General features: G+C 64.2%; 13 protein-coding genes. 4 read left to right on the forward strand and 9 right to left on the reverse strand.

The annotated features are described in order from the left end of the window. Nucleotides 1-16 precede the first annotated feature (16 nt). From gmhB to glyQ, 3 genes are read right to left on the reverse strand one after another with little or no spacing between them, the layout of a single operon-like run. Entirely contained in the window at nt 17-544 is a 528-nt protein-coding gene (gene gmhB / locus HU763_RS00100; protein WP_170027560.1) for a D-glycero-beta-D-manno-heptose 1,7-bisphosphate 7-phosphatase, read from the reverse strand. A 3-nt stretch (nt 545-547) separates the two neighbouring features. Further along, entirely contained in the window at nt 548-2,602 is a 2,055-nt protein-coding gene (gene glyS / locus HU763_RS00105) for a glycine--tRNA ligase subunit beta (protein WP_186683909.1), read from the reverse strand. Further along, entirely contained in the window at nt 2,599-3,546 is a 948-nt protein-coding gene (gene glyQ, locus HU763_RS00110) for a glycine--tRNA ligase subunit alpha (protein WP_023377955.1), read from the reverse strand. Before glyQ ends, glyS begins: the two co-directional genes overlap by 4 nt. Nucleotides 3,547-3,629: 83 nt before the next feature. Here glyQ and HU763_RS00115 point away from each other — a divergent pair, with 83 nt between their 5' ends. Together HU763_RS00115 and HU763_RS00120 are read left to right on the forward strand one after the other, a co-directional pair. Next, complete coding sequence (locus HU763_RS00115; RefSeq protein WP_170027563.1) at nt 3,630-4,181, forward strand: DNA-3-methyladenine glycosylase I; 552 nt, start codon at nt 3,630-3,632, stop codon at nt 4,179-4,181. Nucleotides 4,182-4,222: 41 nt separating this feature from the next. Further along, entirely contained in the window at nt 4,223-5,110 is an 888-nt protein-coding gene (locus HU763_RS00120) for a lysophospholipid acyltransferase (protein WP_186683908.1), read from the forward strand. A 139-nt stretch (nt 5,111-5,249) separates the two neighbouring features. On the opposite strand, the gene HU763_RS00125 is transcribed toward HU763_RS00120, so the two are convergent. From HU763_RS00125 to def, 5 genes are read right to left on the reverse strand one after another with little or no spacing between them, the layout of a single operon-like run. Then, nucleotides 5,250-5,564 (reverse strand): tetratricopeptide repeat protein, encoded by a 315-nt coding sequence (locus tag HU763_RS00125; protein WP_186671657.1) that lies wholly within the window; start codon nt 5,562-5,564, stop codon nt 5,250-5,252. A gap of 10 nt (nt 5,565-5,574) precedes the next feature. Further along, nucleotides 5,575-6,948, reverse strand: coding sequence for a Trk system potassium transporter TrkA (gene trkA, locus HU763_RS00130; RefSeq protein ID WP_170027569.1), 1,374 nt, complete (start codon nt 6,946-6,948; stop codon nt 5,575-5,577). 23 nt (nt 6,949-6,971) lie between these two features. Then, a complete protein-coding gene (rsmB, locus tag HU763_RS00135; RefSeq protein WP_186683907.1) occupies nt 6,972-8,282 on the reverse strand; it encodes a 16S rRNA (cytosine(967)-C(5))-methyltransferase RsmB in 1,311 nt (436 codons plus the stop codon). After that, complete coding sequence (gene fmt, locus HU763_RS00140; protein ID WP_186683906.1) at nt 8,279-9,211, reverse strand: methionyl-tRNA formyltransferase; 933 nt, start codon at nt 9,209-9,211, stop codon at nt 8,279-8,281. The genes rsmB and fmt overlap by 4 nt, the downstream gene beginning before the upstream one ends. Nucleotides 9,212-9,271: 60 nt before the next feature. Then, complete coding sequence (gene def / locus HU763_RS00145; protein WP_051097836.1) at nt 9,272-9,778, reverse strand: peptide deformylase; 507 nt, start codon at nt 9,776-9,778, stop codon at nt 9,272-9,274. 208 nt (nt 9,779-9,986) lie between these two features. Between def and dprA the strand changes: the two genes are divergently transcribed. Together dprA and tsaC are read left to right on the forward strand one after the other, a co-directional pair. Continuing rightward, on the forward strand, nt 9,987-11,084 hold the full coding sequence (gene dprA, locus HU763_RS00150; RefSeq protein ID WP_186683905.1) for a DNA-processing protein DprA: 1,098 nt from the start codon (nt 9,987-9,989) through the stop codon (nt 11,082-11,084). Between the two features lie 42 nt (nt 11,085-11,126). Continuing rightward, nucleotides 11,127-11,684, forward strand: coding sequence for an L-threonylcarbamoyladenylate synthase type 1 TsaC (gene tsaC, locus HU763_RS00155; protein ID WP_015268440.1), 558 nt, complete (start codon nt 11,127-11,129; stop codon nt 11,682-11,684). A 160-nt stretch (nt 11,685-11,844) separates the two neighbouring features. Here tsaC and HU763_RS00160 read toward each other — a convergent pair whose 3' ends face one another. Continuing rightward, nucleotides 11,845-12,822, reverse strand: a complete 978-nt coding sequence (locus tag HU763_RS00160; RefSeq protein ID WP_186683894.1) for an NADPH:quinone reductase — start codon at nt 12,820-12,822, stop codon at nt 11,845-11,847. Nucleotides 12,823-12,867: the final 45 nt, after the last annotated feature.

The following is a 12,867-nucleotide window of genomic DNA, read 5'->3' on the forward strand; positions in this document are numbered from 1 at the left end:
CCCGTAGGCGCACTGTTTAAATTAGTTCCCTGGCGATAGCTGCCAGATCGTCGAAAATCAGTGTAGTTTCCGGGACGCCTTTTTCCAGGGTCCGTTCGCCCTTGCCGGTTTTCACCAGCACCGGTTGTGCACCGACGGCCAAGGCGGCTTCCAGGTCACCCTTGCTGTCGCCGACGAACCAGACGCCTTCAAGGCTTACCTGGTAATGCTCGGCGATAGCCCGCAGCATGCCAGGCTTGGGCTTGCGGCAATCGCAGCCCTCGTCCGGCCCGTGCGGGCAATACACGATATGGCCCACCTCGCCGCCCTGCTCCGCCACCAGCGTGCGCAGGCGCGCATGCATGGCTTCGAGAGTGGCCAGGGGGTAGTAGCCACGCGCAATGCCGGACTGGTTGGTGGCGACCGCCACCGTCCAGCCCGCCTTGCTCAACTGCGCGATCGCTGCGACCGAGCCAGGGATCGGGACCCATTCTTCCAGCGTCTTGATGTAGGCGTCGGAGTCGTAGTTGATCACCCCGTCACGGTCGAGAATCAGCAGTTTCAAGGCTTACCCCAGCAGCGAGATGTCGGCCACGCCCAGGAACAGACCGCGCAGGCGGCTGAGCAGGGCATAACGGTTGGCGCGTACCTTGGCGTCCTCGGCATTGACCATCACCGCCTCGAAGAAGGCGTCGACCGGATCACGCAGGGCTGCCAGGCGAGCCAGCGATTCGCTGTACTGGCGTGCAGCGGCCATCGGTTGTACGGCCTGGTCGGCCTGTTGGATCGCCGAGTACAGCGAGAACTCGTTGGCGTTGTCGAAGTACTTCGGCTCGACCTGGTCGGCGATGGCGCCTTCGGCCTTGCTCAGCAGGTTGGAAACGCGCTTGTTCACCGCAGCCAGGGCCTCGGCTTCCGGCAGCTTGCGGAACGCCTGCACGGCCTGCACGCGCTGGTCGAAGTCCAGCGCCGAGCGTGGCTGCAGGGCCCGTACCGACAGGTAGGTGGCAACGTCGATGCCTTCGTCTTCGTAGCGTGCACGCAGGCGGTCGAAGATGAACTCCAGCACCTGTTCGGCCAGGCCGGCGGCCTTGACCTTGGCGCCGTACTGCTTGACCGCGAAGTCGACCGCAGCGGTCAGGTCCAGGTCCAGCTGCTTCTCGATCAGGATGCGCAGCACGCCCAGGGCGGCGCGGCGCAGGGCGTACGGGTCCTTGCTACCGGTGGGCAGCATGCCGATACCGAAGATGCCGACCAGGGTATCGAGCTTGTCGGCGATGGCCACGGCAGCGCCGGTGAGGGTCTGCGGCAGCTCGGCGCCAGCACCGCGCGGCATGTACTGCTCGTTCAGGGCCAGGGCGACGTCTTCCGGCTCGCCGTCGTTGAGCGCGTAGTAGTAACCGGCGACACCCTGCATTTCAGGGAATTCGCCAACCATCTCGGTGGCCAGGTCGCATTTCGACAACAGGCCGGCGCGGCCGGCACGCTGGGCGTTGCCGCCGATCAGCGGAGCGATGAAGGCAGACAGCTTGGAAACGCGCTCGGCCTTGTCATACACGGTACCCAGCTGAGCCTGGAAGACCACGTTCTTCAGGCGCTCGTTGAAGGTTTCCAGCGGCTGCTTCTTGTCCTGCTTGAAGAAGAACTCGGCGTCGGTCAGGCGTGGGCGCACCACCTTCTCGTTACCCTGCACGATCTGCTTCGGATCACGGCTCTCGACGTTGGCCACGGTGATGAAGCGCGGCAGCAGCTTGCCTTCGCTGTCCAGCAGGCAGAAGTACTTCTGGTTGTCCTGCATGGTGGTGATCAGGGCTTCTTGCGGCACCTCGAGGAAACGCTCCTCGAACGAGCACACCAGCGGAACTGGCCACTCGACCAGGGCGGTCACTTCGTCCAGCAGCGCCGCTGGCACGATAGCGGTACCTTCCTGCTGCATGGCCAGCTCGGCGGTACGCTTGCTGATCAGCTCGCGGCGCTCGGCGAAGTCGGCCAGCACGTAGGCTTTGCGCAGGTCTTCGACGTAGTTGGCCGGGGTGGTGATGAGCACGTTTTCCGGGTGGTGGAAGCGGTGGCCACGGGATTCGCGGCCAGCCTTCTGCGACAGGATGGTGCAGTCGACCACCTGGTCGCCCAGCAGCATCACCAGCCATTGGGTCGGGCGCACGAACTCTTCACGGCTGGCTGCCCAGCGCATGCGCTTGGGAATCGGCAGGTCGTTCAGCGAGTCTTCGACGATGGTCGGCAGCAGGCCAGCGGTGGCCTTGCCTGGAATGTGCTGGGAGAAGCGCAGCTTGGGGCCGCTCTGGTCGATTTCGGCCAGTTCCACACCGCACTTCTTGGCAAAGCCCAGGGCCGCCTGGGTCGGCTCGCCTTCGGCGTTGAATGCCGCCTGCAGGGGCGGGCCGTCGATGTTGATGCTGCGGTCTGGCTGCTGCACGTCCAACTGGCGGATCAGTACGGCCAGGCGACGCGGCGCAGCATAGACGTGCTTGCCGGCGTAGTTCAGGCCGGCGGCCTGCAGGCCCTTCTCGATGCCGGCCAGGAAGGCTTCGCCGAGGCTGGCGAGGGCCTTCGGTGGCAGCTCTTCGGTGCCCAGTTCTACCAGGAAATCTTGAGCACTCATTGTGCAGCCTCCAGCTTAGCCAACACTTCGTCACGCAGTTCAGGGGTGGCCATCGGGAAGCCCAGGCGTGCACGGGCTTGCAGATAGCTTTGCGCCACGTCCCGGGCCAGGGTACGTACACGCAGGATGTAGCGCTGGCGCTCGGTCACCGAGATGGCGCGGCGGGCGTCCAGCAGGTTGAAGGTGTGCGAGGCCTTCAGGACCATTTCATAGGTCGGCAGCGGCAGCTCCAGCTTGATCAGGCGGTTGGCTTCGCTTTCATAGAAATCGAACAGCTCGAACAGCTTCTCGACGTTGGCGTGTTCGAAGTTGTAGGTCGACTGCTCCACTTCGTTCTGGTGGAACACGTCGCCGTAGGTGACCTTGCCGAACGGGCCGTCGGCCCATACCAGGTCGTACACCGAGTCGACGCCCTGGATGTACATGGCCAGGCGCTCCAGGCCGTAGGTGATTTCACCGGTAACCGGGTAGCACTCGATGCCGCCCACCTGCTGGAAGTAGGTGAACTGGGTGACTTCCATGCCGTTGAGCCAGATTTCCCAGCCCAGGCCCCAGGCGCCCAGGGTCGGCGATTCCCAGTTGTCCTCGACGAAGCGAATGTCGTGCACCAGCGGGTCCAGGCCGATGGCTTTCAGCGAGCCGAGGTACAGCTCCTGGAAGTTGGCCGGGTTCGGCTTCAGTACTACCTGGAACTGGTAGTAGTGCTGCAGGCGGTTGGGGTTTTCGCCATACCGCCCGTCGGCAGGGCGACGGCTAGGCTGCACATAGGCGGCGTTCCAGGTTTCTGGACCCACGGCGCGCAGGAATGTGGCGGTGTGGAATGTGCCGGCGCCTACTTCCATATCGTAGGGCTGAAGCACCACACAACCTTGCTCGGCCCAGTAGTTCTGCAGGGCGAGGATCAGGTCTTGGAAGGTACGCACGGCTGGCGTAGGCTGGCTCACGAAATTCACCTGTATCTGGGGATGCGGATGTAAAGAGCGGGAGTATAACCTGATTCGCCTCGCCCTCTACTCATTGGAGCCTTATGCCACGCTGCTTTTGGTGTACCGACGATCCGTTGTACCAGGCCTACCATGACCAGGAATGGGGTACGCCCCAGCGTGACCCGGCGTTGCTGTTCGAGATGCTTTTGCTCGAAGGGTTCCAGGCCGGGCTTTCCTGGATCACCGTTTTGCGCAAACGCGAGCGCTATCGCGAGGTGCTGCATGGCTTCGATCCCGTGCAACTGGCGGCCCTGAGCGATGAGCGGATCGAAGCGCTGATGCAGGATGCCGGCATCATCCGCAACCGCCTCAAGCTCAAGGCCGTCCGGCGCAATGCCCAGGCCTGGCTGGCTGTGGATAACCCGGCGCAATGGCTCTGGTCGTTCGTTGGTGGGGAACCGAAGATCAACCACTTCAATGGCCGCAGCGAGGTGCCAGCGGTAACCGAGGAGGCCAAGGCCATGAGCAAAGCCCTGCAGAAGGCCGGCTTCACCTTCGTCGGCCCGACCATCTGCTATGCCTTCATGCAGGCCACCGGCATGGTCATGGACCACACCACCGATTGCGATCGCTACGCCGCCTTGTTGCGCTGAGGGGTTACAATGCGAGCCTTGCTGAAATAAGGAATTCGCCTGTGGAAAAGTTCAAGGGCGCCCTGATGGTCGGGGTGCTGCGCTTGTTTGCCAAGCTGCCCTGGGGCGCTGTGCAGCGCGTCGGCGCGGGTATCGGCTGGCTGATGTGGAAAATCCCCAATGGCTCGCGCAACGTCGTGCGCATCAACCTGGCCAAGTGTTTCCCGGAGATGGACCCGGCCGAGCGGGAGCAACTGGTCGGCCGTGCGCTGAAAGATATCGGCAAATCCTTCGTCGAAAGTGCCTGTGCCTGGATCTGGCCGCCGCAACGCTCGCTGGCGCTGGTCAAGGAAGTGCATGGCCTGGAAGTGCTGGAGCAGGCCCTGGCCTCGGGCAAGGGCGTGGTCGGCATCACCAGCCACCTGGGCAACTGGGAGGTGCTGAACCACTTCTACTGCAACCAGTGCAAACCGATCATCTTCTACCGCCCGCCGAAGCTCAAGGCCGTGGATGACCTGCTGCGCGAGCAGCGGGTGCAGATGGGCAACCGCGTGGCGCCTTCGACCAAGGAAGGCATCCTCAGCGTCATCAAGGAAGTGCGCCGCGGTGGCCAGGTGGGCATTCCTGCCGACCCGGAGCCTGCGGAGTCGGCTGGCGTGTTCGTGCCGTTCCTCGGGACCCAGGCGCTGACCAGCAAGTTCGTGCCGAACATGCTGGCCGGTGGCAAGGCGGTGGGGGTGTTCCTGCATGCGCTGCGGTTGCCGGACGGTTCGGGCTTCAAGGTGTTCCTCGAGGCGGCGCCGGAAGAAATGTACAGCACTGATGTGACGGTATCGGCGGCGGCGATGAGCAAGGTAGTCGAGCGTTACGTGCGCGAGTACCCGAGCCAGTACATGTGGAGCATGAAGCGCTTCAAGAAACGCCCGGCGGGCGAAGCGCGCTGGTACTGAGTTATCCACTGCTGTTCCAGCAGGCTGAATGCACTTCTGCCTGCTGTAGCAGGGACCCTGTGGGAGCTGGTATACCCGCGAATGCGTCGGTGAGTCCTACATCGCATTCGCGGGTGAACCCGCTCCCACAGGGATCGCGTTAGCCTGATGTCTTGTTGAGCTTCTTCAGGAACACGGCCATCTCTTTCTCGGCCTGCTTGTCGCCATGCGCCTGCGCCGCCACGATCCCTTCTTCCCAGGCCTTGCGCGCCGCCGCCAGGTCGCCCTGCAACTGGTACGCCTTGCCCAGCAGCTTCCACGCCGCCGAATATTTCGGGTCCAGCTCCACGCACCGCGCCAGGTGCACGGCCGCTTCAGCGCCATTGCCCTCGTCCAGCCAAGCCTTGCCCAGGCCAAACCTCAGCAACGGGTTATCCACACCCTTGGCCAGCATCTTCTCCAGCGATTCGCGCATGCCTGTTTTCCTAGAAGAAGGTCAAGCCAACGTGGAACAGCTTCTCCACATCCCGGATGTGCTTTTTATCCACAACGAACAGGATCACATGGTCGCCCGATTCGATCCGCGTGTCGTCGTGGGCGATGATCACCTCTTCGTCGCGAATGATCGCGCCGATGGTGGTGCCCGGCGGCAGGGTGATGTCTTCGATGGCCTTGCCGACCACCTTGCTCGACTTCGAATCCCCGTGCGCGACCGCCTCGATGGCCTCGGCTGCACCGCGGCGCAGCGAGTGCACACTGACGATGTCGCCCCGGCGCACATGCGCCAGCAGGGTGCCGATGGTGGCCAGCTGCGGGCTGATGGCGATGTCGATCTCGCCGCCCTGTACCAGGTCGACATAGGCTGGGTTGTTGATGATGGTCATCACCTTGCGCGCACCCAGGCGCTTGGCCAGCAGCGATGACATGATGTTGGCTTCGTCATCGTTGGTCAGGGCCAGGAAGATGTCGGCATCGGCGATGTTTTCTTCGAGCATCAGGTCCTTGTCCGAGGCACTGCCCTGCAGCACCACGGTGCTTTCCAGGGTGTCGGAAAGGTACCGGCAACGGGCCGGGCTCATCTCGATGATCTTTACCTGGTAACGGCTTTCGATGGCCTCGGCCAGGCGCTCGCCGATCTGCCCGCCACCGGCGATGACCACGCGCTTGTTGGTCTCGTCGATGCGGCGCAGTTCGCCCATTACCGCGCGGATGTCCTTCTTCGCGGCGATGAAGAACACTTCGTCGTCGGCTTCGATCACCGTGTCACCGCGTGGCGTGATGGGGCGGTCGCGGCGGAAGATGGCCGCCACGCGGGTGTCGACATTCGGCATGTGGGCACGGATCTGGCGCAACTGCTGCCCCACCAGCGGGCCGCCGTAGTAGGCTTTCACCGCCACCAGCTGGGCCTTGCCTTCGGCAAAGTCGATTACCTGCAGCGAGCCGGGTTGTTCGATCAGGCGCTTGATGTAGTTGGTCACCACCTGTTCCGGGCTGATCAGCACGTCGACCGGAATATGGTCGTTGTCGAACAGCTCTTCGCGGGTGAGGTAGGCCGATTCCCGAACTCGGGCGATCTTGGTCGGGGTGTGGAACAGCGAATAGGCCACCTGGCAGGCGACCATGTTGGTCTCGTCGCTGTTGGTCACTGCCACCAGCATGTCGGCATCGTCGGCACCGGCCTGGCGCAGCACCGTGGGCAGCGAGCCGCGGCCCTGCACCGTGCGGATGTCCAGGCGGTCGCCCAGGTCGCGCAGGCGGTCGCCGTCGGTGTCGACCACGGTAATGTCGTTGGCTTCGCTCGCCAGGTGCTCTGCCAGCGTACCGCCTACCTGACCTGCCCCGAGGATGATGATCTTCATCCGCTACTCCCTACCTTGTTTTCTTATCCGCGCGAAGCGGCGATCTTGATCAGCTTGGCATAGTAGAAGCCATCGTGGCCGCCTTCCTGGGCCAGCAACTGGCGGCCATGGGGCTGGCGCAGGCCGGCCGCGGTGGCCAGGTCCAGCTCGCGGGCGCCAGGGGTGCGGGCGAGGAAGGCGTCGATCACTTCGGTGTTCTCCGTCGGCAGGCTGGAACAGGTGGCGTACAGCAGCATGCCGCCAACCTCCAGGGTCGGCCAAAGGGCATCGAGCAGCTCACCTTGCAGCGCGGCCAAGGCCGGGATGTCGTCGGCCTGGCGGGTCAGCTTGATGTCCGGGTGACGGCGGATCACGCCGGTGGCCGAGCACGGCGCGTCGAGCAGGATGCGCTGGAACGGCTTGCCATCCCACCAGCTGGCGGTGTCGCGGGCATCGCAGGCGATCAGCTGGGCGTCAAGCTGGAGGCGGTCGAGGTTCTCGCGCACCCGGCTCAGGCGCTTGGCTTCGAGGTCGATGGCCACCACCTGGGCCAGGCCGGCTTCGGCCTCCAGCAGGTGGCAGGTCTTGCCGCCGGGTGCGCAGCAGGCATCCAGCACGCGCTGGCCCGGGGCCAGTTCCAGCAGGTCGGCGGACAGCTGCGCGGCTTCGTCCTGCACGCTCACCCAGCCTTCGGCAAAGCCGGGCAGGCCACGCACATCGCAGGCTTCGGCCAGCACGATGCCGTCACGGCTGTATTGGCAGGCGCTGGCGCCAACGCCCGCCTCGGCCAGTAGCGCCAGGTAGGCGTCGCGGCTGTGGTGTCGGCGGTTGACCCGCAGAATCATGGGCGGGTGGGCATTGTTGGCGGCGCAGATGGCTTCCCACTGCTCCGGCCAGAAGGCCTTCAACGATTTTTGCAGCCAGCGTGGATGGGCGGTGCGCACCACCGGGTCGCGCTCCATGCCCGCAAGCAATGCCTCGCCTTCGCGCTGGGCGCGACGTAGCACGGCATTGAGCAGGCCCTTGGCCCAAGGCTTCTTCAGCTTGTCGGCACAGCCCACGGTTTCGCCGATGGCGGCGTGCTCCGGAATACGGGTGTAGAACAGCTGGTACAGGCCGACCAGCAACAGCGCCTGGACATCGGCGTCGGCGGCTTTGAACGGCTTTTGCAGCAACTGTGCGGCCAGCAGGTCGAGGCGCGGCTGCCAGCGTGCGGTGCCGAAAGCGAGATCCTGGGTCAAGCCACGGTCGCGTTCGTCGACCTTGTCCAGCTGCGCCGGCAGCGAGCTGTTCAGCGAGGCCTTGCCGCTGAGCACAGCGGCAAGGGCGCGGGCGGCGGCGAGGCGTGGGTTCATTGGCCCAGCACCTTGCCGCTGGCGAATTTCTCGCGGCGGCTGTTGAACAGGTCGCTGAAGTTCAGCGCCTTGCCGCCGGGCAATTGCAGGCGGGTGAGGCTCAGCGCCTGGTCACCGCAGGCGACTACCAGGCCGTCCTTGCTCGCCGACAGGATCTCGCCCGGCGCGCCTTGGGCGTTAGACAGGCTGGCGGCCAGCACTTTTACACTTTCCCCATCGAGGGTGCTGTGGCAAACCGGCCATGGGTTGAACGCGCGGATCAGGCGCTCCAGCTCGACCGCCGGGCGGCTCCAGTCAATGCGGGCTTCGTCCTTGTTCAGCTTGTGCGCATAGGTGGCCAGGGCATCGTCCTGCACTTCCCCCTGCAGCGAGCCGTCGGCCAGGCCGGCGATGGCCTTTACCACCGCGGGCGGGCCCATTTCGGCAAGGCGGTCATGCAGGCTGCCACCGGTGTCGTCGGCACTGATCGGGGTAACCACCTTGAGCAGCATCGGGCCGGTGTCCAGGCCTGCTTCCATGCGCATGACGGTTACACCACTCTCGGCATCGCCGGCTTCCACGGCGCGCTGGATCGGTGCGGCACCGCGCCAGCGTGGCAGCAGCGAGGCGTGGCTGTTGATGCAACCCAGGCGCGGGATATCCAGCACTGCCTGCGGGAGGATCAGGCCATAGGCCACCACCACCATCAGGTCTGGCTGCAGCGCAGCCAGTTCGGCCTGGGCTTCGGCGTTGCGCAGCGACGGCGGCTGGAACACCGGAATGTCATGGGCCACCGCCAGTGCCTTGACCGCGCTCGGCATGAGTTTCTGGCCGCGGCCGGCGGGGCGGTCGGGCTGGGTGTAGACGGCCACGATCTCGTACGGGCTGTCGAGCAGGGCCTTGAGGTGTTCGGCGGCAAACTCTGGAGTGCCTGCAAAGACGATGCGCATGGAGTTCTCGCTTCAAAAAAGAAAAAGGCTTGCCGGAGCAAGCCTTCTGGAAGGTAGGGATCAGGCTTGCTGGCGGTGCTGCTTTTCCAGCTTCTTCTTGATCCGGTCACGCTTGAGCTGCGACAGGTAATCGACGAACAGCTTGCCGTTGAGGTGATCGAATTCGTGCTGCACGCATACCGCCAGCAGGCCTTCGCATTCCAGCTCGTACGGCTTGCCGTCGCGGTCCTGGGCCTTTACCCGCACACGTAGCGGGCGGTCGACGTTCTCGTAGAAGCCCGGTACCGACAGGCAGCCTTCCTGGTACTGGCCCATGTCATGGGTCAGCTCTTCGACCGTCGGGTTGATGAACACGCGCGGCTCGCTGCGGTCTTCGCTGAGGTCCATGACCACGACCTGCTTGTGCACATTGACCTGGGTGGCGGCCAGGCCGATGCCGGGGGCTTCGTACATGGTTTCAAACATGTCGTCGATCAGCTGACGCAGGGCGTCGTCGAACTCCGTCACCGGTTTGGCGATGGTGCGCAGGCGCGGGTCCGGGAATTCGAGAATGTTCAAGATGGCCATAAGGTCAGGCAGTCACTGTGCGTTCGGTTGAAAACTGAGCACACATAATAAAGGGAAACGGCGATTTCAGCACCTGGCAAAGCTCGGCTAGGGTTTTCAGGGCCAGCTTATAGCCCATTCGATGGACAGGTTGTCAAAGCGTTATCAACAAAGTTATCCACAGCTTGTGCCACGCCGATGGCCCCGTTTCGATCAAGGATGATCCCTCATGGAAAATTACCATTCGTCGCCTCTTCCACCTGCAGAACTGGAGGCGCGATTGCGCCTGCACCGCCTGCCTGAGACCGGATTGCGACGCTTTCGCAGCTTGCTCGAAGCATTTGGCAGTGCCTCGTCGGCCCTGTGTGCCCCGGCCGGTGCCTGGCGTGCATTGGGCATACCGCAGGCTACCATCGATGCCAGGCGCAGTGCCGAAGTACGTCAAGGCGCATTGGCCGCAATGGCCTGGCTAGAGCGCCCAGGCCAGCATTTACTGATGTGGGACGGCCCTGGCTACCCACCGCTACTGGCCGAGATCGACGATGCTCCGCCGCTGCTTTTCGTCGCCGGTGACCCGGCTTTGCTCGAACGCCCACAGCTTGCAATTGTGGGTAGCAGGCGTGCTTCACCGCCGGCAATCGACAATGCCGGTGCGTTTTCCCGTTATCTGGCACAAGCCGGTTTCACCATCACCAGCGGGCTGGCCGTGGGTATAGATGGCGCCGCTCATCGGGCCGCGTTGCAGGCTGGAGGGCGCACGATCGGGGTGCTGGGCACGGGGTTGCAAAAACTTTATCCACAGCGCCACCAGGCTCTGGCGCAGGCGATGGTCGACAATGGCAGCGCATTGGTCTCCGAGTACCCGCTGGACGCCGGACCGCTGCCGGGCAACTTCCCACGGCGCAATCGCATCATCAGTGGCTTGTCGCTGGGTGTGCTGGTGGTCGAGGCAAGTCTGGCCAGTGGTTCGCTGATCACTGCCCGCCTGGCGGCCGAGCAGGGGCGCGAGGTGTATGCCATCCCGGGGTCCATTCACCACCCAGGGGCCAAGGGTTGCCACCAGTTGATTCGTGACGGCGCACTGTTGGTGGAAAGCGTGGAGCAGATCCTGGAAAGCCTGCAGGGCTGGCACAACCTGCCGCCGGCGCTTGTGGACAAGTTCGAGCATCCGTTGCTCGCGCTGCTGCATGCTGCGCCACAGACCAGCGAAAGCCTGGCCCACTGCAGCGAGCAACCGCTGGCCGATGTGCTGGCGCAGCTTACCGAACTTGAGCTGGAAGGGCGGGTCAGCAATGAAGCCGGGCGTTGGTTTGCCCGCGCGGGCTAAGTACACTGCTCACAAGCAAGTTTCATAGGTGGAGTGACAGAAATGGTGAGCAGTTTTCGAGTGCAACAAGCCGCACGTGAGATCCGGGCCGGCGCGGTGATCGCCTACCCGACGGAAGCGGTCTGGGGCCTGGGCTGCGACCCGTGGAACGAGGACGCGGTGTATCGCCTGCTGGCGCTGAAGTCGCGGCCTGTGGATAAAGGGCTGATCCTGGTGGCCGACAACATCCGCCAGTTCGACTTCCTGTTCGAGGATTTTCCCGAAGACTGGATCGACCGCATGGGCAGCACCTGGCCGGGGCCGAACACTTGGCTGGTGCCGCACCAGGACCTGCTGCCAGAGTGGGTGACCGGGCAGCATGACACGGTGGCGCTGCGGGTCAGCGACCATCCGGTGGTGCGTGAACTGTGTGCGTTGGTGGGCCCGCTGATTTCCACCTCGTGCAACCCCGGCGGGCGCCCGGCGGCGAAGACCCGGTTGCGGGTGGAGCAGTACTTCCATGGCCAGCTGGACCTGGTGCTGGGTGGGGCATTGGGGGGGCGGAAGAATCCGAGCGTGATTCGCAACCTTGCCACTGGCGAGGTGGTTCGTCCGGGTTGATACCTGTCCACAAGCTTGGCGGGGGCCCCAGTGGGAGCGGGCCTGCCCGCGAAGAAACCAGCGCGGTGCCTGCACGGGCTTCGCCCGTGTTCGCGGGCATGCCCGCTCCCGCAGGGCTGGCGTTGCGCCTGAGATCGGTGCAGTACCTGTACCAGCGGGCTCAAGGTAGCAGAACAGTCGACCCCACAGTCCGCCGTGCCGACAGCTCCGCCTGTGCCTTGGCCGCCTCGCTCAGCGGATACCGCTGCTGGATATCCACAACCAGCTTGCCACTGCCGATCATCGCAAACAGGTCATCGGCCATGGCCTGGGTGTTCTCGGCATTATTGGCATAGGTGGCCAGAGTTGGCCGGGTCACGTACAGCGAACCCTTCTGCGCCAGAATGCCCAGGTTCACCCCGCTCACCGCGCCCGAGGCATTGCCGAAGCTCACCATCAAACCACGCGGCTGCAGGCAGTCCAGCGAGGTCAGCCAGGTGTCGGCGCCCACCCCGTCATACACCACCGGGCATTTCTTGCCGTCGGTCAGTTCCAGTACCCGCTTGGCCACATCCTCATGGCTGTAGTCGATGGTCGCCCACGCCCCCAGCGCCTTGGCCCGTGCGGCCTTTTCGGCAGAACTGACGGTACCGATCAGCTTGGCCCCCAGTGCCTTGGCCCACTGGCACGCCAACGAACCCACGCCGCCCGCCGCTGCGTGGAACAGGATCACGTCGCCTGCCTTCACCGCATAGGTTTGCTTCAACAGGTACTGCACGGTCAGACCCTTGAGCATCACCGCCGCCGCCTGCTCGAAGCTGATGTTGTCGGGTAGCTTGACCAGGTTGGCCTCCGGCAGAGTATGCACTTCGCTGTACGCACCCAATGGGCCTCCGGCGTGGGCGACGCGGTCGCCAACCTTCAGGCGGGTCACGCCCTCGCCTACGGCCTCGACCACGCCCGCCGCCTCGGTACCCAGCCCGGAGGGCAGCGATGGCGGTGCATACAGGCCGCTGCGGAAATAGGTGTCGATGAAGTTCAGGCCGATCGCATGGTTACGCACTCGTACCTGCTGCGGCCCGGGCGGAGCGGGTTCGAATTCCACAAACTGCAGCACTTCCGGGCCGCCATGCTGGCTGAACTGGATACGCTTGGCCATCTCGCACTCCTGTAGTCGGGATCGGGAAAGGCCTTCTATCGGACG

This window comes from Pseudomonas anuradhapurensis (assembly GCF_014269225.2).
Lineage (GTDB): Bacteria > Pseudomonadota > Gammaproteobacteria > Pseudomonadales > Pseudomonadaceae > Aquipseudomonas > Aquipseudomonas anuradhapurensis.